General features: G+C 65.9%; 18 protein-coding genes. 10 read left to right on the forward strand and 8 right to left on the reverse strand.

The annotated features are described in order from the left end of the window. Positions 1-44 precede the first annotated feature (44 nt). Positions 45-662 carry a CDP-alcohol phosphatidyltransferase family protein gene (locus XpruCFBP8353_RS09025; protein WP_101362909.1) on the reverse strand — a complete coding sequence of 206 codons (618 nt, stop codon included), beginning with the start codon at positions 660-662 and terminating at the stop codon, positions 45-47. 73 nt (positions 663-735) lie between these two features. Between XpruCFBP8353_RS09025 and purH the strand changes: the two genes are divergently transcribed. The 5 genes from purH (at position 736) to yccS (ending at position 7,084) form a co-directional block, all read left to right on the forward strand. Next, positions 736-2,319, forward strand: a complete 1,584-nt coding sequence (gene purH, locus XpruCFBP8353_RS09030) for a bifunctional phosphoribosylaminoimidazolecarboxamide formyltransferase/IMP cyclohydrolase (protein ID WP_101362910.1) — start codon at positions 736-738, stop codon at positions 2,317-2,319. Between the two features lie 24 nt (positions 2,320-2,343). Further along, positions 2,344-3,189 (forward strand): hypothetical protein, encoded by an 846-nt coding sequence (locus XpruCFBP8353_RS09035; RefSeq protein ID WP_101362911.1) that lies wholly within the window; start codon positions 2,344-2,346, stop codon positions 3,187-3,189. Positions 3,190-3,224: 35 nt separating this feature from the next. Next, entirely contained in the window at positions 3,225-4,520 is a 1,296-nt protein-coding gene (purD, locus tag XpruCFBP8353_RS09040; protein WP_101362912.1) for a phosphoribosylamine--glycine ligase, read from the forward strand. A 73-nt stretch (positions 4,521-4,593) separates the two neighbouring features. After that, positions 4,594-4,803, forward strand: a complete 210-nt coding sequence (locus XpruCFBP8353_RS09045; RefSeq protein ID WP_407071308.1) for a hypothetical protein — start codon at positions 4,594-4,596, stop codon at positions 4,801-4,803. A 67-nt stretch (positions 4,804-4,870) separates the two neighbouring features. Further along, positions 4,871-7,084: a YccS family putative transporter gene (gene yccS, locus XpruCFBP8353_RS09050; protein ID WP_162300992.1), complete on the forward strand. Its 2,214-nt coding sequence runs from the start codon at positions 4,871-4,873 to the stop codon at positions 7,082-7,084. Between the two features lie 131 nt (positions 7,085-7,215). On the opposite strand, the gene XpruCFBP8353_RS09055 is transcribed toward yccS, so the two are convergent. Next, positions 7,216-8,406, reverse strand: coding sequence for an MFS transporter (locus XpruCFBP8353_RS09055; RefSeq protein ID WP_101362914.1), 1,191 nt, complete (start codon positions 8,404-8,406; stop codon positions 7,216-7,218). A 97-nt stretch (positions 8,407-8,503) separates the two neighbouring features. Here XpruCFBP8353_RS09055 and XpruCFBP8353_RS09060 point away from each other — a divergent pair, with 97 nt between their 5' ends. The 4 genes from XpruCFBP8353_RS09060 (at position 8,504) to XpruCFBP8353_RS09075 (ending at position 12,457) form a co-directional block, all read left to right on the forward strand. Beyond that, positions 8,504-9,406: a LysR family transcriptional regulator gene (locus tag XpruCFBP8353_RS09060; protein WP_101362915.1), complete on the forward strand. Its 903-nt coding sequence runs from the start codon at positions 8,504-8,506 to the stop codon at positions 9,404-9,406. A gap of 68 nt (positions 9,407-9,474) precedes the next feature. After that, on the forward strand, positions 9,475-11,397 hold the full coding sequence (locus tag XpruCFBP8353_RS09065) for an MFS transporter (RefSeq protein ID WP_101362916.1): 1,923 nt from the start codon (positions 9,475-9,477) through the stop codon (positions 11,395-11,397). 305 nt (positions 11,398-11,702) lie between these two features. Further along, a complete protein-coding gene (locus tag XpruCFBP8353_RS09070) occupies positions 11,703-12,047 on the forward strand; it encodes a CD225/dispanin family protein (RefSeq protein ID WP_101362917.1) in 345 nt (114 codons plus the stop codon). Further along, the gene (locus tag XpruCFBP8353_RS09075; protein WP_101362918.1) at positions 12,047-12,457 is read left to right on the forward strand and encodes a DUF2752 domain-containing protein; all 411 of its coding nucleotides are present in this window, start codon (positions 12,047-12,049) and stop codon (positions 12,455-12,457) included. The genes XpruCFBP8353_RS09070 and XpruCFBP8353_RS09075 overlap by 1 nt, the downstream gene beginning before the upstream one ends. 219 nt (positions 12,458-12,676) lie before the next feature. Here XpruCFBP8353_RS09075 and XpruCFBP8353_RS09080 read toward each other — a convergent pair whose 3' ends face one another. From XpruCFBP8353_RS09080 to XpruCFBP8353_RS09105, 6 genes are all read right to left on the reverse strand, one after another. After that, positions 12,677-13,570 carry a cobalamin biosynthesis protein gene (locus XpruCFBP8353_RS09080; RefSeq protein WP_101362919.1) on the reverse strand — a complete coding sequence of 298 codons (894 nt, stop codon included), beginning with the start codon at positions 13,568-13,570 and terminating at the stop codon, positions 12,677-12,679. A 72-nt stretch (positions 13,571-13,642) separates the two neighbouring features. Beyond that, positions 13,643-14,533, reverse strand: coding sequence for an NAD(+) diphosphatase (gene nudC / locus XpruCFBP8353_RS09085; RefSeq protein ID WP_101362920.1), 891 nt, complete (start codon positions 14,531-14,533; stop codon positions 13,643-13,645). A gap of 306 nt (positions 14,534-14,839) precedes the next feature. Further along, entirely contained in the window at positions 14,840-16,102 is a 1,263-nt protein-coding gene (locus tag XpruCFBP8353_RS09090) for a lipase family protein (RefSeq protein ID WP_101362921.1), read from the reverse strand. 887 nt (positions 16,103-16,989) lie between these two features. Then, on the reverse strand, positions 16,990-17,376 hold the full coding sequence (erpA, locus tag XpruCFBP8353_RS09095) for an iron-sulfur cluster insertion protein ErpA (protein WP_002808218.1): 387 nt from the start codon (positions 17,374-17,376) through the stop codon (positions 16,990-16,992). A gap of 72 nt (positions 17,377-17,448) precedes the next feature. Continuing rightward, a complete protein-coding gene (locus XpruCFBP8353_RS09100) occupies positions 17,449-17,898 on the reverse strand; it encodes a bactofilin family protein (RefSeq protein WP_101362922.1) in 450 nt (149 codons plus the stop codon). A 3-nt stretch (positions 17,899-17,901) separates the two neighbouring features. Beyond that, positions 17,902-18,639: a DUF6776 family protein gene (locus XpruCFBP8353_RS09105; protein WP_101362923.1), complete on the reverse strand. Its 738-nt coding sequence runs from the start codon at positions 18,637-18,639 to the stop codon at positions 17,902-17,904. 129 nt (positions 18,640-18,768) lie between these two features. Here XpruCFBP8353_RS09105 and XpruCFBP8353_RS09110 point away from each other — a divergent pair, with 129 nt between their 5' ends. Further along, on the forward strand, positions 18,769-19,395 hold the full coding sequence (locus XpruCFBP8353_RS09110; protein WP_101362924.1) for a DUF4126 domain-containing protein: 627 nt from the start codon (positions 18,769-18,771) through the stop codon (positions 19,393-19,395). Positions 19,396-19,430: the final 35 nt, after the last annotated feature.

Consider the following 19,430-nt stretch of genomic DNA (forward strand, 5'->3'; position numbering starts at 1 on the left):
CCCCGCAGGCAGCGCGCCCGGCGGTGCTGCTGCAGGATGTGCCACTAGGCGCCTGCGGGCGCCTCGGCCAGGCCAGACCGCACCCGCCGCCACACCGTGACCACGCAGGCCAGACTCAGCGCAATGGCCGCCCAGGTGACCCCGCGCGCACCCAGCAGCCCGCTGGCCAGGCCCACACCCAGCACGCCGATGACGAAGGCGCGGTCGCTCTTGCCCATCGGCCCGTCGTAACGGCGGCTGGCACCGACCATCAGGCCGAGCACGCCGGCGTATTCGGTCAGCGCCGCCAACAGCGCGAAGATCCATAGCCAGTGCACGCTCACACCGGGCACGCCAAGCAGGCTCAAGTACAACGCGGCGTCGGCCACCACATCGCATAATTCGTTGAGGTAGGCGCCCAGCCGCGATTGCTGGCCGAACTCGCGCGCCAGCATGCCGTCCACCGCATTGAGCGCCATGCGCAGCAGCATCCACACCGGCAGCAACAGATACAGCAGCGGCCAGCTGGGGCCGCCGCGCAACACGACCGCCGCCGCCATCAGCGACACCGCCGCTGCGATAAGCGTTACCTGATTGGCGGTGATGCCGCCGCGATACAGCGCGCCCACCATCGGCCGCAGCAGCGCCTGGAAGCGTCCCTTCAATGCGTAGATCGAAGCCATACGGGGTGTTGAGTCCATTCGAGCGCTGGCGCAGCCTACAATATCGGCTGCTCCGCAACGACATCCCCCACCGATGGCCTCTGATTTCCTACCCGTGCGCCGGGCCCTGCTCTCCGTTTCCGACAAGACCGGCCTGATCGACCTGGCCCGCGCGCTGGTCGCGCGCAACGTCGAGCTGCTGTCCACCGGCGGCACAGCCAAGGCGATCCGCGAGGCGGGCCTGCCAGTGAAAGACGTCGCCGACCTTACTGGCTTCCCGGAAATGATGGACGGTCGCGTCAAGACCCTGCACCCGCTGGTGCACGGTGGCCTGCTGGGACGCGCCGGTGTCGATGAAGCGGTGATGGCCGAACACGGCATCGTGCCGATCGACCTGCTGGTGCTGAACCTGTATCCGTTCGAATCGGTGACGGTCCAAGCCGATTGCACGCTGGCCGACGCGGTGGAAAACATCGACATCGGCGGCCCCGCGATGCTGCGCAGCGCGGCCAAGAACTTCGCCCGCGTGGCAGTGGCCACCGACCCGGCCCAGTACGCCGACCTGCTGGCCGAACTGGAAGCAAACGACGGCCAGCTGTCGGCGGCCAAGCGCTTTGCGCTCTCCGTGGCCGCATTCAACCGCGTGGCGCAGTACGACGCGGCGATCAGCAACTATCTCTCGGCAGTGGCCGACAGCACCGAAAACGTGCCAACGCGCAGCCCGTTCCCGGCGCAGATCAATTCCAACTTCATCAAGGTGATGGACCTGCGCTACGGCGAGAACCCGCACCAGTCCGGCGCGTTCTACCGCGACCTGTATCCGGTGCCGGGCACGCTGGCCACCTTCCAGCAACTGCAGGGCAAGGAGCTCAGCTACAACAACCTGGCCGATGCCGATGCAGCGTGGGAATGCGTGCGCCAGTTCGATGCGCCGGCCTGCGTGATCGTCAAGCACGCCAATCCCTGCGGTGTGGCAGTGGGCGCAGCCTGCGGCGATGCCTACGAACTGGCCTACGCGACCGACCCGACCAGCGCATTCGGCGGCATCCTGGCCTTCAACAAGACGCTCGATGCAGCAACGGCCAAAGCCATCCTCGATCGCCAGTTCGTCGAAGTGCTGATCGCGCCGGATTACGAGGCCGGCGCGCTGGAATACGCCACCAAGAAGGCCAACGTGCGCGTGCTCAAGATTCCGCACGGCAATGGCCTCAACAACTACGACACCAAGCGGATCGGCTCGGGCCTGTTGATGCAATCGGCCGACAACCGCGGCATGTCGCTGGGCGAACTGAGCGTGGTCACCCAGCGCGCACCCAATGAGGCGGAACTGGGCGATCTGCTGTTCGCCTGGCGCGTGGCCAAGTACGTCAAATCCAACGCCATTGTCTATGCCAAGGACAACCGCACCATTGGCGTGGGCGCCGGGCAGATGAGCCGCGTGGTCAGCGCCAAGATCGCCGCGCTCAAGGCCGAAGAAGCCAAGCTCACGGTGGCCGGCTCGGTGATGGCATCGGATGCGTTCTTCCCGTTCCGCGACGGCATCGACGCTGCGGCCGCGGCCGGCATCAAGGCGGTGATCCAGCCGGGCGGCTCGATGCGCGATGGCGAAGTGATCGCTGCCGCCGACGAACACGGCATTGCGATGGTGTTCACCGGCGTGCGCCACTTCCGGCATTGATGTCACCGACACAGGGCTAGGTCGATGCAGCGTTTGGGTTGTTTTGCCGCGTTCATTGCGACCGCCGTACTGTTGAGCGCGTGCAAGCAAAGTCCTGCGCCGGCTGCGGCGCCGGTTGCCGCGGCCCCTGCAGCGCCCGCCAACAGCGCCCATCTGAGCCGCACCGAGCGGCTAGATGGGTTCTTGCGCACGCGCTACGGTGCCAAGGCCGGCCTGGCCACGCAATGGAGCGGTGAAGCCGACGGTTTCAAGGCCGATAGCCAGGTCTGCGCCGAACAACCGGTCGTGGTGGGCGAACAGGTGCAGCAACTGCTGGCGGTCTGCCACAACCTCAGCGATGGCGGCCACGGCAACCCTGGTCTGATCGATTTCTTCGTGCTGCGTGGCGACGGCGACGGCTTCAAGGTGGTGGCCGAAAAGCTGTCCGACACCTTCGGCAGCGATGGCAATCCCGGCAGCGTGGACGTGCTGCGGCTAGGCAGCGACTTCTACGGCTTTGCCGTGCACAGTTTCTGGATGGGCCAGGGCCTGATGCTGCAATCGCAGGATCTGGTCGTGCCGGGCCCCAAGGGGCTGGTCAATGCCGGCTCGCTGCGTGCGCATATCGACAACAGCGGTGCACTGGCCTGCGACGACGCTGCGCGCGAGCCGGACCAGACGCAGGCGCAGTGCCTTGCCGGGGCCTTCGATGTGGATTTCGCGCTGGACGTGGACAACAGCAGGCCGCAGGCGCGTACCTGGCCGCTGCGTGTTCACGAGCACGGCAGCGATTGCGGGGTTGCCCTCGACAAGACGCACGTGTTCGCACTCGACCCCAAGACCTGGACTTACCCATTTCCCAACGCACTGCAGCGCGAAGGCTGCAGGTAGCCCCCCCCTTTCCCCCGTACTAGCGAGCAGCTCCCTTGAAAATCCTTGTCATCGGCTCCGGCGGCCGTGAACATGCCCTGGCCTGGAAGATCGCGCAGTCCGCGCACGTGAGCGAGGTGCTGGTGGCACCGGGCAATGCCGGCACTGCCACCGAAGCCAAATGCCGCAATGTCGCGATCAAGGTCGATGACCTCGACGGCCTACTGGCACTGGCGCAGCGCGAAGCCGTCGCGCTCACCGTGGTCGGCCCGGAAGTGCCGCTGGTGCTGGGCGTGGTCGACCGCTTCCACGCCGCCGGCCTGCGCATCTTCGGACCCACCGCCAAAGCCGCGCAGTTGGAGGGCAGCAAGGCCTTCGCCAAGGATTTCCTCGCACGCCACGGCATCCCCACGGCGTATTACGCGGTGCATACGGACGTGGATGCGGCGCTTGCGTATGTGCGCGAAAAAGGCGCGCCGATCGTGGTCAAGGCCGATGGCCTGGCCGCCGGCAAGGGCGTGATCGTGGCGATGACCTTGGCAGAAGCCGAAGACGCGGTGCGCGACATGCTTTCCGGCAATGCCTTCGGCGACGCCGGCGCACGCGTGGTCATCGAAGAATTTCTCGATGGCGAAGAAGCCAGCTTCATCTCGATGGTCGACGGCACCCACGCCTTGCCGATGGCCACCAGCCAGGACCACAAACGTGTCGGCGATGGCGACACCGGCCCCAATACCGGCGGCATGGGTGCGTATTCGCCGGCCCCGGTGGTCACGCCCGAGGTGCATGCGCGCGTCATGCGCGAGGTGGTCGAGCCGACCGTGCAGGGCATGATCGCCGACGGTGTGCCGTTCACCGGCTTTCTCTACGCTGGGCTGATGATCGATGCGCATGGCGCGCCCAAGGTGATCGAATTCAACGTGCGCTTCGGCGACCCGGAAACCCAGCCGGTGATGCTGCGCCTGCAGTCGGACCTGGTCGATCTGCTCAACGCGGCCATCGACGGCAAGCTCGACCGCACGCAAGCGCAGTGGGACCCGCGTCCGTCGCTGGGCGTGGTGATCGCCGCCAGTCCCTATCCGGAAAGCCCGGTCACCGGCGAGATCATCACCGGCCTGGACCAGGTGCCGGCCAGCGCCAAGGTCTTCCATGCCGGCACCGCGCTGAATGCCGACGGGCAGGTGATCAGCGCCGGTGGCCGCGTGCTGTGCGTGGCCGCCCTGGGCGACAGCGTGCAGGACGCCCAGCGCACCGCCTACGCCGGCCTGCAGCCGATCCACTGGCCCAGCGCCTTCCAGCGCAGCGATATCGGCTGGCGTGCCATCGCCCGCGAGCAGCAGGCGCAGGCCTGAACCGCGTCCTTCCCCCGCCGGCGGGGGAAGGTGCCCGAAGGGCGGATGGGGGGCAAGCACGGACATCCGCTGGTTGTCGGCCGAACAGAGCAACAGATCGCTGGTGGTCGCCGACAAGGCGGTATTCAAGCTCGCGACCACAGGTTGCAAGGTCGCCAAGCGCGATAGACGGCCGTGCAGCTGGCCTGACGCGCAGTTCGCACGGCTGCGTGCAGCGGGGCTGCGGGGCAATCGCGTACTCCGCTCCAGTCCGCACACATGCCGGCTACTGACAAAGGACTAGCCCCTGTCCACACCGGCGGCGCGCGCCTGCGGCAATAATGCCGGGCACGCTTGCCCATCGACAGACCGTGGCCACCACTTCCTTCGAAACCCGCCTCAGCCGCCTGTGGGCCCATGAAAAGGCCAGCTATGGCCTGCGTGTGTTCATCGCGCTGGCGGTGGCGATGGGCGTGTGCTGGCACTGGCAGCAACTCACCGCGGTACCGGCGCTGTTCCTCGGCGCGATCGCCAGCGCCATCGCCGAGACAGACGACAACTGGCTGGGCCGCATCAAGTCGGTGCTGCTGTCGCTGCTGTGCTTCGCCGCCGCTGCCGCGTCGGTGGTACTGCTGTTTCCGTATCCGCTGCCGTTCGTGATCGGCATGGCGCTGGCCACGTTCTCGTTGACGCTGCTCGGTGCGCTGGGCGAGCGCTATGCCTCGATCGCGCAGGCGACGGTCGCCTTGTCGATCTACGCCATGATCGGCATGGACCAACATGGCAGCCACCATCCGTCGATCGCCTGGCACGGCGCGGCGCTGCTGCTGATCGGGGCGACCTGGTACGGCGTGCTGTCGATCCTGTGGACCCTGCTGTTCGCCAATCGCCCGGTGCGCGAGCGGCTGTCGCGGTTGTTTTTCGAATTGGGCCGCTATCTCAAGCTCAAGGCCGATCTGTTCGAACCAGTGCGCCAGAGCGATCTGCATGCACGCCGGCTGGCATTGGCCGAACAGAACGCCAAGGTGGTCGGCGCGCTCAACGCGGCCAAGACCGCGATCATGAGCCGCTTCGGTCGCTCGGGGCGACCGGGCGTGCAATCTGGCCTGTATTTCCGGCTGTATTACATGGCGCAGGAATTTCATGAGCGGGCCAGCTCGTCGCATTACCCGTACGAAGCGCTGACCGACGCATTCTTCCATAGCGACGTGCTGTATCGCTGCCAGCGCCTGCTCGCCTTGCAAGGCAAGGCGTGCGCGGCGTTGGGCGAGGCGATCCGCCTACGGCATCCGTTCGATTACGGCGACAAAAGCCGCCTGGCCACCGAAGACCTGCGCCAGTCGCTGGATTATCTGCACGCGCGCGCCGACCCCGCACTGGCACGCCTGCTCGGCGCACTGGAACTGCTGGTGACCAATCTGCAGAGCATCGAACGCAGGTTGTCGGAAGCAGCGCAATCCGATTCCACCAGCGACAACCTCGATACCCGGCTGCGCGATTCCTCGCCACATACCTTGCGCGAAATGGGCGCACGGCTGGTGCAGCAACTCACGCCCGGCTCGGTGCTGTTCCGCCACGGCCTGCGCATGGCCATCGCGCTGCTGGTCGGCTACGCCATCATGCAGTCCATCCATGCCGACAACGGGTACTGGATCCTGCTTACCACTGCGTTCGTGTGCCGGCCCAATTACGGCGCCACGCGCTTGCGACTGGTGCAACGCATCGCCGGCACCCTGATCGGCCTGGTCGCCACCTGGGCGCTGATGCAGCTGTTCCCCGGGACCGAAGTGCAGTTGCTGCTGGCGCTGGTTGCGGCGCTGGTGTTCTTCATCACCCGCACCGATCGCTACATGCTGGCCACCGCCGGCATCACGGTGATGGCGCTGTTCTGCTTCAACCTGCTCGGCAATGGCTTCGTGCTGATCTGGCCGCGCCTGATCGACACGCTGATCGGCTGCGCCATTGCGGCCGCCGCGTCGTTCCTGATCCTGCCGGACTGGCAGGGCCGTCGCCTCAACCAGGTGATGGCCACGGTGCTGGCCAGCTGCGCGCGTTATCTCACCCAGGTACTGGAGCAATACGCCAGCGGCATGCGCGACGACCTGCCCTACCGCATCGCACGCCGCGACATGCATAACGCCGATGCCGCGTTGTCCGTGGCGTTATCCAACATGCTGCGCGAACCCGGCCGCTACCGGCGCAATCTGGATGCGGGCTTTCGCTTTCTGGCGTTGTCCAACACCTTGCTCGGCTATCTGTCTGCACTGGGCGCGCATCGCGCCGCGCTCGAGGGCGAACACGACGCCACCATCGCCAAGGCCGGCGAGTACCTGCAGCGCGCGCTGAGCGAAATCGCCAGCGCACTCGGCCAGCGCCAACCGCTGCCGGTACACGACGAAAGCGAAGAACTCGCCACCGCCGAAGCGCTGGAACACCACGCCGTGCAGTTGCCACCCAAACAACGCCTGGTACGCGACCAGCTGGCATTGACGCTGCGCCTGCTTCCCAAGCTGCGTGCTGCAGCATTGGCGGTGACGACGGCACCGGCAGAGAATCCGCCGCGTCTGGCGATCAACAAGGCCTAGCGCAGCGTTGATCGCCAGGCGTTGACGCCGCGCCACCGACGCAGCATCCGTGGACAAGGCGGCGCCGAACACTGCAATGCCGGGCAAGCGCCACATCGGCTAAATCGCGTCGTCGCTTCCACCGGCCACGCTCACTTCCACTGCTTGCGCGCCACGCTCAGCCCCACCCAACCCAGCGCCGCCGCCGCAAGCACCGCGCCACCGATCACCACGCCCATCCAGCCGGCCTGCGCATACGCCGCTGTGCCCAGCGTCGAGCCCACCGCACCACCGATAAAGTAGCAAGTGATGTAAGCGGAGGTGATGCGATTTCGCGCATGCGGGTTGCGCTGATAGATCACGCTCTGGTTGGCGATATGCACACCCTGCACCGCGATATCCAGCAGCAGCACACCGACGATCAGCAGCACGATCGAGTGCGGCGCAAACGCCAGCATGCCCCACGACAGCAGCAACATCACCAGCCCGCCCCAGCTCACGCGGTCGCCATGGCCGTGATCGGACCAGTGCCCGGAGCGATTGGCGGCCAGTGCACCGGCCGCACCGATCAGGCCGAACAAGCCGATCACCGCAGTGCTATAGCCATAGTTCGGCCCGGACAACAGAAACGCCAGTGTGGTCCAGAACATGCTGAAGCCGGCAAAGATCAGCCCCCCCAGTACCGAGCGCGAACGCAGCACCGCGTCGTCGCGCAGCAGCGTCAGCACCGAGCCCACCAACTGCGGGTACGACAGTTGCGCATTGCCCGGATGGCGCGGCAGCCCGCGCCACAACAACCCGGCGGTGAGCAATAGCGCGACCGAGGCAATCCAGTACACCGTGTGCCAACCGCCCACACCGGCCAGCACGCCGGCGGCGGTGCGCGCCAGCAGGATGCCCAGCAGCAATCCGCTCATCACCGTGCCGATCACCCGACCGCGTTCGTGCGGGGCGGCCAGCGTGGCGGCGAACGGCACCAGGATCTGCGCCGCCACCGAACTGGCGCCGGTCACAATCGTGCCGACCAGCAACATCGTAAAACTGTGCGAACCGGCGCTGACCAGCAGGCCAAGCGCGCTGAGCACGAACAGGCCCACGATCAGTCCGCGCCGCTCCAGCCGGTCGCCCAGTGGCACCAGCAATAGCAATCCCGCCGCGTAAGCCAGCTGTGCCGCCGTGACCACCGCACCGGCGCTGCGCACCTGGATACCGAATGCCTGCGCGAGTGTTTCCAGCAGCGGCTGGGCGTAATAGTTGCTCGCCACCGCCAGCCCGGTGGCGGCGGCCATCAGCAGCACCAGGCGGCGTGGCAAAGGCGGGAGGGAGGTGGGCGCGGTACGCATGGCAACTGCCTGGTCAAGGGATGTGCGCAGTGTGGCCAGCCGGCTGGCATCTTTCCAATGTATTGTTTTCACCACAGCCATCGTATTGCGAGATTGCATGCTGACCTTGCGCCAACTGGAATTTGCCGTGGCCGTGGCCGAAGAAGGGGGTTTCACCGCGGCCGCACGTCGCTGCAACACCGTGCAATCGGCACTCAGCCACCAGGTTGCCAAGATTGAAGAGACCTTCGGCGCGCGCCTGTTCGAACGTGGCACCCGCCAGGTGCGGCCCACTGCCGCTGGCGAGGTGTTCCTGCACAACGCCCGCCAGACCCTGCGCGCGGCCGAGCGCCTGCACGAGGAAATGGCCCAGGCCCTGGGCACCGTGCGCGGGCGGCTCGCATTGGGGCAGATCTCCTCGCTCACCACCGTGCAGCTGCCGGCATTACTGCATGCGTTCCGCAGCGCACATGCGCGGGTGGACGTGCACCTGCGCACCGCCATGAGCGAGGCCTTGCTGCACGATCTGGGCGAAGGCCGCCTGGATGTCGCCCTGGTCGGCGTCGGCCCGCAGGTCGCGGTGCCGGCGCAGCGCCTGCTGCTGCATGAAGAGGCGCTGGCCTTGATCGTCGCCCCCGGCCACCGCTTTGCCGCACGCAAGCGGGTCGCACTGGCCGAGCTGGACGACGAACCAATGGCCGGGCTGATTCCCGGTGCCGGCGTCCGCGGCATCATCGATGCCGCCTTTGCGCAGGCCGGCCTGCGGCAGCGCCAGCAATACGAAGTGACCCATGCCGATCTGGTGCGCGAATTGGTCGCCGCCGATCTGGGCGTGGGCATCGTTCCGCAGACCATGGCCGGGGCCATGCGCGGGGTGGTCACGGTCGCCTTGAAGGAGCACTACCGCTTTCTGACCTACGCGGTGTGGCGGCCCGACCCCAGCCCGGCCGCGCGCGCCTTTGTGGCCTTGCTGGGTGCCCAGCTCACGCAACCCAAGCGGCCGGCACGTATCACCCGCTGAACGCAGTGGCCATCCACCAGCACGCGGTGGAAGCCTGCTAGGCTGCGCGCGTTCGCAAAGGAAATTGCATGTCCGGTCACAGTCAGTTCGCCTTGCTCAGGCAGCGCCGCTTCTTGCCGTTCTTCGCCGTCCAGGCGCTGGGCGCGTTCAACGACAATGTCTATCGGCAGGCCATCATCGGCCTGTTGTTCTATCTCGGTATCGATGCCGCGCAGCGCACGCTGTATACGAACCTGGCGCCGGCATTGTTCATCCTGCCGTACTTCCTGTTCTCCGCGCTGGCCGGGCAGATCGCCGAGAAGCTGGAAAAGCAGAAGCTCATCGTGATCACCACCACGATGGAGATTGCGATCATGTCGCTGGCTGCGGTGGGCTTCATCACCGAGAACATGGTGATCCTGCTGATTGCGCTGTTCTGCACCGGCCTGCAGTCCACGCTGTTCGGGCCGGTGAAATATTCGATCCTGCCCTCGGTGCTGAAGCCGGAAGAACTCACCGGCGGTAACGGCCTGGTCGAGATGGGCACCTCCATCTCGATCCTGTGCGGCATGATCTTCGGCGGGTTGATCTTCCAGATCGCCGGCAGCCATGGTCCGGAAGCTGCGGCCACTGCGGTGATCGTCATCGCCGTCACCGGCAACCTGGTGGCGCGGCTGGTACCGCGCGTCGACGCCGGCGCGCCCGAGCTGAAGATCAACTGGAATCCCATCCCCGAATCGCGCGCCATCATGCGCCTGACCCGGCGCACGCTGGCGGTGCGCAACTCGGTGTTAGGTGTGTCGTGGTTCTGGTTCATCGGCACCATGCTGACCGCGCAGTTGCCCACCTATGCGCAGCTCAACCTGGGCGGACAGCAGGACCTGTACGTGTTCGCGCTGGCATTGTTTTCGATCGGCACCGGTGTGGGCTCGCTGCTGTGCGAACGGCTGTCCGGGCGCACCGTGGAAATCGGCCTGGTGCCGCTGGGTGCGTTCGGCATCAGCGCCTTCCTGCTGGATCTGTATTTCGCCCGTCCTGGTGCCGCGCCGGCGAGCGACCTGTCGATCGGCCAGTTCGTGCAGCAGCCCGGCAGCGTGCGGTTGATCATCGATCTGGTCGGCATCGGCCTGTTCACCGGCCTGTTCGTGGTGCCGCTGTTCGCCCTGATCCAGAGCCGCACGCCCAAGGCCGAGCTGTCGCGCGTGATCGCCGGGCTCAACATTCAGAACGCGTTGTTCATCGTGGCCGCCGCCATCATCGGCATCGCGCTGCAGCTGCCGCAGGTGGTGCTGTTCGGGCAGCGCATTCCGCTGCCGGGGCTGAGCATTCCGCAGGTGTTTCTGGCGCTGGCCATCGCCAATACGCTGGTGGCGCTGTGGATCTTCACCCTGGTGCCCGAGTTCCTGATGCGCTTCCTCAGCTGGGTGCTGGTGAGCGTGCTGTACCGACTGCGCGCGCGCGACATCGCCGCACACGTGCCCGACGAGGGCGCAGCCCTGCTGGTGTGCAACCACGTCAGCTACATGGACGCGCTGATTTTGTCGGCGGTGATTCCGCGCCCCGTGCGCTTCGTCATGTACTACAAGATCTTCCGCATCCCGGTGATGCGCTGGATCTTCCGTACCGCCAAGGCCATCCCGATCGCCGGCGCGCGCGAAGACCCTGCGCTGATGCAGCAAGCCTTCGACCGCATCGATGCCGCGCTGGCCGATGGCGAGCTGGTGTGCATCTTCCCCGAGGGTGCGTTGACCAAGGATGGCGAGATCGCGCCATTCAAATCGGGGGTTGAGAAGATTCTGCAGCGCCGCAGCGTGCCGGTGATTCCGATGGCGCTGCGCGGCATGTGGTCGAGCATGTGGAGCCGGCGCGACACGCGCCTGGGCCGCATGCGGGTGCCGCGGCGGATGCGCGCGCAGATCGAAGTGGTGGCAGGTGCAGCGATTGCCGGCGATCAAGCCAGCGCCGAGCTCTTGGAACGCCAGGTGCGCGCACTGCGTCAGGATCAGCCCTGAGCCCGGCAGGTGCGGGCTTTGCGTCCGTCACGCACCGCGAGTAGCCTGTGCGCCATTGCACGCTTTGCCGCCGCGCCCGCCAAACGGACGCGGCCGGTCGTACCGGGGGATGTCGTCGTGCTCAATCTGGTGTCTGAGGCATCTGCTGCAACCGGCAGCCGGCGCGCCTGTCGGCAGTGCGCGGTTGCAGCGCTGTACCGCCCTGCAGGCACGTCGCACGCTGCCGTCCGTCGCGCTGCGGCCACCATCTCCCTCCCCTCGCACCCGATCCGTTTGTTGTCGTTTACCACCCAAGGAGCTTCACCATGAGTGCCATGCCACCGCCGATCCAACCCTCGTCCAGCGCCGCGCCCGGCCCGGTGCCGAATCACCTGATCTGGGCGATCGTTTCCACCGTGCTCGGCTTTTGCCTGTGCTGCCCGGCCCTGATCTCCGGCATCGTGGCGATCGTGTTTTCCAGCAAGGTCAACGGCCTGCTCAACCAGGGCGACATCGATGGCGCACGTCGCGCCTCCAACACCGCCAAGACCTGGTGCATCGTCACCAGCGTGCTGGCTGCCATCGGCCTGCTGATCAACATCGGCATGGTGGCCACCGGCGGCATGCAGGGCTACATGGATTACATGCAGCAGTTGCAGCACATGCAGTAATGGAACTGCGTCCACGCCATTGGCTTGGACTGGGGGCGGCCACCAGCGTGGCCGCCTTTGGCGTGTCGTTGCTGTATCGCTTCGATCCGAATGCGAGCAATAGCCCGTTTCCGCCCTGCATCTTTCGTGCTGTCACTGGCTGCTACTGCCCCGGCTGCGGCATGACCCGCGCGCTGCATGCGCTGGTGCATTTCGACCTGCCCGGCGCCTTCGCCATGAATCCGGCCGCCGTGCTTGGCCTGTTTGCCCTGCCCGGCCTGATCGCGTGGAAAGCCGGCTGGCGCGCGCGCTGGTTTGCCCCGGTCGTCGCAGTGATGTCCGAACCAAAATTCTGGTTGTGGGCGCTGCCCACATATTGGGTCGCAAGGAACCTGCCGTGGTACCCGTTTACGCTGCTGGCGCCGGGTTAGACCGCAAGCATCAACGCTGTGAACTTGGGACAAGCATCCCAGCGCGCGACTGAGCTCTTAACCGGGAAGGCAGTTAAGACTGTTCGACATCACCGACCAAGCGAAGTCGTCATCCAGTTCGAAGATGGCAGCCGGCTTGTCGTCGACGTCAATGGCGATGCGTTTGAGCTTTCCATCACCGGTTGCACGGGTGATTCACTGCTTGTCATCGACGCGGTGTTATCGCACCCATCCGGCAATCACCAACAACGCCAGCACCACCAACCACAGCAGCAGCACGCGCCAGACCAGGCTCATCGCATCGCGCACTTCCGGCAGGCGGCGCCAGACCGGCACCAGGCCCGAATCGGTGTAGTCGTGCGCTTCTTCGCGCAGCTCTGCGCTGACGCTGGCACGTGCAACGGCGCCGAGAAAATGCGGTTCCAGCGACCAACGGTTGCCATCGGCTTCGCGCCAGGCACGGAACACGGTGTCGAAGTTACCCACCAGTGCCATCGACACCGTCATCAACTGCGCCACCGGCCATTCCAGCACCGCCAGCAACCAACGCGCGCCGGCCAGATTGCGTGGCGGCAGCAGGACCGCCAGCGGGCTTTCCACCGCCAATGCAGTGAGCCGGTACAACACCGCGCCGAACGGCCCCAGCAGCAGAAACCACCACAGCACCGCAAACCAGCGCCGCAGGCCATTGACCACCACCGCTTCCACCAGCGACGGCGCGTCTTCATGCACGCTGCCGCCTGCAGCCTGCAGGTGCGAAATCGCGTCGCGCCGCGTGTGCGGCTCGTCGGCGTCGATCACCGCTTCCACATCGCGATCCAGATCGCGCGGGCCCCAGGTCCAGGCCAGCACGGCCACGCCGAACAGCAAATCCAGAAAGCCATGCCAGACATCGTCCAGCAGCCACTGCACCAGCAGCACCAGCAGCAACGCCGGCAGCACTGCCAGCAGCATGCCATAGCGGCCCTGCCACGCACCGCGCCCGGCCGCGTCACTGTCCAGCCGGCGCAACCATTGGCCGAACCAGGCGAAATTGCGCAGTCTGGCCGCCTGCGCCGGCACCAGATGGCCCAGCGTGAGTGCGACGACAACGGCTACCAGGGTGGTGAACATGGGTGGGCCTCCTCAGCCGAGTCTAGCCGAGCGGACGCAAGCGCCGCTGCAATGCCCCGGCGCTGGCCAGGCTCAACCATGCGTACGGTGCCAGTGCTCGATCAACGCACGCGCAATCGAGATGCGCGGCGGCAACCCGATGTCACCCTCGCCGGCCAACGCGGCACCGACCTGCGCATGGCTGACCCAGCGCGCGTCTTCCAGCTCGCCGGTGACCTGCGGCACCTCGGTCTGCGCGGCACGCGCAGTGAAGCCCAGCATCAGCGCGCCCGGGAACGGCCACGGCTGGGCGCCCAGGTAGCGGCAGTCCTGCACATGCACGCGGGTTTCTTCGAACACTTCTCGCGCCACGGTCTGCTCCAGCGACTCGCCCGGTTCGACAAACCCGGCAATCACCGAATAACGGCCCGGCGCCCAACTGGCCTGGCGACCGAGCAGCAAGCGCGTGCCATCGCTCACCGCCACGATAATGGCCGGATCCACGCGCGGGTAATGCTCGGTCTGGCACTGCGTGCAGTGCGCGATGAAGCCGGCGCGCCGGAACGCGATCGCCCCGCCGCAGACGCCGCAAAAGCGCGTGCGCGATTGCCAGTGCAGCATCGCCCGTGCATAGGCAAAGGCGGTGGCAATGTCGGCTGGCCAGTCGGCCGCCGCCTGGCGCAGATCGATCCGCTGCGGCGCCTGCACCGCGACAATGTCGGCCGGCACACAAAACCAGCCCACCGCATCGCGCAGGCCCAGGAAGATCGCCGCCTCCGGCCCGTCGGCCAGTGCCGCGCCATCCAGCAACAGCGGCTGGCCCTCGGCGTCGGCGAGCGCCGCGCCCTTGGCATCGAGCAACAGCACACGGCCCTGCGGCCACAGACGCGCCAGGGCGTCGGGATCGTCACGCAGCACATCGCCGCGATCGAGCGGCGCGTGGGTGAAGGCAAAACCGGAAGTTGAAAAAAGAGACGCTGACATCGGCGCAAGCCTGCCGATTATCGGCAGCGCCTGCAACCATCGTACGCACTCTACCGAGCGCGCTTGCGGTGCGTGTTCAGACGCGGGCGCCGCCCGCGCTGGCCACCGGCTTGGAACAGGGTTCACGCAAGGTCGCGCGGCCCCCATCACGGACCGCGCGCAGGTGCGGCCATGTCAGCACGCGCACGTTAGCCAGTAGTCATGGCAGTGCACTGCACCAGTTGCAGCGAAGAACCATGCAGGTGCGGGCTCGGGATACGCCCGCACCTGCAAACCCTTCGGCGGGGTCAAGCAAGGACCGCTGTATCAGCGCTGCTTGTCCAACAGCTGATGCCGCACCGCTACGATGCACGGTTCGTTCGTCAATAGATGGGCGAAGGCCGAGTTGTCGCTGGAGTTGCCGGTGCCGATATCCACCAACGCCACCTGGTTGCTGCCACGCCGCTTGAAGCTGGCGATGGCGGTCTGCGCGTTCTTGAGCGGAATGGTGGCATCGTTGGACGAACCGCACAGCAAGGTCGGCGTTTGCGGCGCCCACGCCAGCACATCGTTGCGTGCCAGATCCTGGCGGAACGGGTTGGCGGGGTTGCTGGCAAAGTCGCGGTAGAAGCCAGGCTGGAAATACGCTTTGAGTTGATCGATGCCTGGCAAGGTGTCGCCGAGAAACAGATCGGTCAGGCTTTGCTTGCCCGGGAACAAGGGCTCCACTTTGGCAGCCCACGGCTCCTGAAACACCTGTCCGGGTTCCAGATAGATGTTCTTGTAGGTGTGCTGCATCGCGACGATGGCATAGCTGCCCAGAATGATGCCGAAGCTGCTTTCGCCCACCGCGTTGCTGCCGCTCCAGCTGTCCAAAAATGTCTGCTGCAGCGCATAAGGCCCGGAGATCGGGGCGCTGGCCACCAGATGGAATTCCTTGGACAGATGCGCCTCTATCTCACGCTGGGTGGCCATCGCAGTGTGGCCGCCCTGCGAATAACCCGACAGCATGACCTTGCCCGAAAGCGGCGTGTTCAAACGCTGCAATACAGTGCGCGCCGCGCGCATCGCATCGATGGTCGCACTCGCCTCGGACGCACTGTGCAGGTACGGGTGAAACCCGTAATTGGATTTACCGAGCCCCAGATAATCGCTGCTGACGACGACATATCCCTGGCTGGCAAGCCGCGTGACCAGCGGGTCGTTGCCCTTGGCATCGCGGATGTCCTTGGCCTGCTCCTCAGCGCGAACCGTTTCGGTCGGACGCCCCCAGCCGAGCAACGGATATGGGCCGTTACAACGCTCGCCACCCGGGATCAGCAACACGCCAGATGCGGTGGCCGGTTCGCCCTCGACACCGATGGTTGCATAGGTGAATTCGGCAACGCGGACGTTGCATTTGGGCTGCTCGGGCTGCGAGCCAGAGGCAAGCATTGCGCCGATCGCATCACGGGTATAGCTGGTCAGGACATTGCTGGTGAGCACGGTGCCGCGTGCGGGCGCAGCCTGCGCGCTGGGTGCGAGCACTATACTGGCGATGCCCAACATGGCCGCCAGGCCAAACGCCGATCGGGAGTTGATCTGCAACATGGAGTGATGCTCTCTGGTGAATGGACGGAATAGGCAGGAATACTCACGCAACGCGACATCGGCAGCCCGATCGACGTGCGGGAGAAGTAGGAGCGGTTGCTGCGCCACCGATTGGAATGGACCCAAGGCATGGCATGCGCGGTCGACCGAGATGCATCAGCATGGACAAGCGGCAATGCCTGGATAGAACGCGCATATCGTGACGCCAGCGGTGATCGCGCACGCAGTATGGACATCTCGATCTACGCACCATCGCCCACGCACGAAGCCGGCGCGCGCGCGGCGAAAGCTGCAACGCCCAGATATTAGTGGCGCGTTAAGGCACGCGCCGGTCGCGCGTTGCGCGCGAAATTCAAGCAATCGGCTGCGTATCAGGCAATCGATAGGCCGCGACACGCTGCGTTCCTACCATCATGCAGAACATGGCTAGAGCGCTGCGCGTAGCGCACGACTGCGCGCATGGACGCTGCTTGCGCGCTGTTACGTGGCGCACATCGCTGTTATCGCAGTGAAGGATAGCGGCGGAAATGCTCGGCAGTTGAAGTACTCAAACGCATGTCTGAGCAGTAGTGGCCATTCGCGCGATGCGCAGGCCGCATCGGTGGCCGCACCGTGAAGGTCGTCTGCAGTCGTCCGCCGAGCTGCAGCGGCGAAGGGAGCCATGCACCGCGATCATCACCGCTCGCGCAGCGAGATGAGAACACAACGCAGACCAGTCACGTCACCTGCAGCGAGCCCTAACGCATTGCCAGGCTTTCGATGCCCACCGGCGCAGCGCGCATATCTGCCGCGCTCGATCTCACGCGCAAGAATCAAGCTGCCATCGCAACAGGCACCGTACCGAAAGACGCGCTACACGCCGGCAATTAGCACGCATCCACGCGTCCTCAGACGCTGAAGCTGCTCCCGCACCCGCAGGTGGTCTTCGCATTGGGATTGCGGATCACGAACTGCGCGCCGGTCAGACTTTCGGTGTAATCCACTTCGGCGCCCATCAGGTATTGCAGGCTCAGGGGATCGACCAGCAACGTCACGCCATCGGTGGCCACGGCCAGATCGTCCTCGGCACGGTTCTCGTCGAACTCGAAACCGTACTGGAAGCCAGAGCACCCGCCGCCCTGGATATACACACGCAATGCCAGGTCGGCATTGCCTTCTTCCTGGATTAGCTCGCGCACCTTGGCGGCGGCGGCCACGGAAAAGTTCAGTGGCCGGTCGATGGACTGGTAGTCCGGTGCCGGGGCGGCGGTAGGAAGCGAAACGAGCGTGCTCATGTCGTCAGCATGGGGCCCAGACGGCCCCACTTCAACCCACGGCTGCGGTGGCGTTCACCGCGCACGCTGCACTCAGGCGTCGGCGGTTTCGGCCTGCAGCGCCTTCACCGGCTCGGCTTGGCTGACTTCTGGCGCCGGCAGCGCCGCGGTTGCGCCTGCAGTGGCGACATGGATCAGCCGCCCGGTGAGCTGCGCACCGGCGCTCATTTCCACCACCTGGTAATGCACATTGCCCTGCACGCGCGCATTGGCGGCCAGTTCGACCCGCTCGGCCGCGTGCACATCGCCGGTCAGCTGGCCGTTGATGATCACCACCGGCGCGCGTACTTCACCTTCGATGCTGCCCTGCTCGGCCACCGTCAAGGTGGCGCTGGTGCCTTCTTCGGCAATCACCTTGCCCAGGATGCGGCCTTCCACATACAGCCCGCCGCTGAACATCAGGTCGCCGCGGATGACCACCTGCGGCCCGATCAAGGTATCGACCACAGTCTGCGCACCACGGTTGGACTTGTTTCCGAACATGAGCTACTCCCCCGCGCCATTGCCGGCGACTTTCCAATCGAATGTCTGATTGACCGGCGCCCCATCGCCGCTCAGGGAGATTTTGACACGTTGCGGGGTGAAATCCTTCGGCAGGATCACGCTACCGTCCAACTGCTGGAAATAGCGGAAGGAATACGGCTGCCCGGCAGCATCGGGCTTCTGGTGAAGTTCGTTCCAGCTCACCGTCACCAGCTTGCCAGCGCGCACGCCCTCCACCGCAAACCGCAGCTGGCCCTGGCTGATCGCGCCACGGTTGAGGTTCTGGGTGAGCACCACGCTGTAATTCCAGGTGCCGCCGGCCTCGGCAGTGAACTGCACCGAGTGCGCATTGAGCCCCTTGCGCTGCGCTGTGGAGCCCACCAAACGCTCGTAGAAGGCCACGTCGGCGCGCAGCGCGGCGATCTGCTCGTCGCGCTCGGCCAGCGAGGCCTGCACTTCGGTATTGGCCGCGCGGCTGATCTTGTCCGACATCGCCAGATTGACTTGACGCTGCTGCAACTGCTCGATCTGCCGACGCTGCTGGGACTGGCTGCGTTGCGCCTGCTGCAGCGCTGCCTCGGCTTCTACCAGGCGCGGGACGGCGGTGCGCGTGGCCATCCACCACACCGCGCCCAGCGAGGCCAGCCATACGACGGCGACCACCAGCCACAGCCAGCGGCCACTGAAACGGCCACCGCCGGAGTCACGTTGGACGATCTGCACGCGTGCGGCTGGTCTCATGGGCATTGGATCCGGACGGGCCGGCGCAATCATGGGCGGCGTAGTGTGCCAGAGCCCCGACAATCGTCGCGCTGGCGCTGGACCGGCGGTTATCCGATAGTTCTGCAATTGTTTGCAGGGAACCACGCCATGAGCGAAGCGCATCTGTTCGTGATCGGCATTCTGCTGGCCTGGCTGGCCGGCATCCGGGTCTATCTCACCGTGTTCGGCGTCGGCCTGGCCGGCCTGCTGGGCTGGATCGACTTGCCGCCGGCGCTGCATCCGGCGCAGTCGTGGTGGGTGCTGGGCACCTCCGGCGCGCTGGCAGTGGCCGAATTCTTCGCCGACAAGATCCCGGGCGTGGATTCGGGCTGGGACCTGCTGCAGACCCTGGCACGCGTGCCGGCTGGCGCCTTCCTGGCCGCGGCGACGCTCTCGCCAGACGGCAATTTGGGCGCGGGCGCCCTGGCGGCCGGTGCCGGCGTGGCGCTCACCAGTCACACGCTCAAGGCCGGAACCCGCGCATTGCTCAACACCTCACCCGAACCGGCCAGCAACTGGGTCGCGTCGCTGGCCGAAGACACCATCGCCACCACGGCGTTGGCACTGGCGCTGGCGCACCCATGGCTGGCACTGAGTGTTGCGGTGGGTTCCAGCCTGCTGGCTGCGCTGGTGGTGTGGTGGGTCTGGCGATTGTTGTGGCGGGGCATGCGTCGACTGGTCGCGCCGGTGCGCCCCACCGCCACGCCGGCTGCACGTAGCTCCCCGCTATCGTGAAGTTCATCGCATAATCACAGCGACTGTAGGGAGTA

It is taken from the genome of Xanthomonas prunicola (assembly GCF_002846205.1).
Taxonomy (GTDB): Bacteria; Pseudomonadota; Gammaproteobacteria; order Xanthomonadales; family Xanthomonadaceae; genus Xanthomonas; species Xanthomonas prunicola.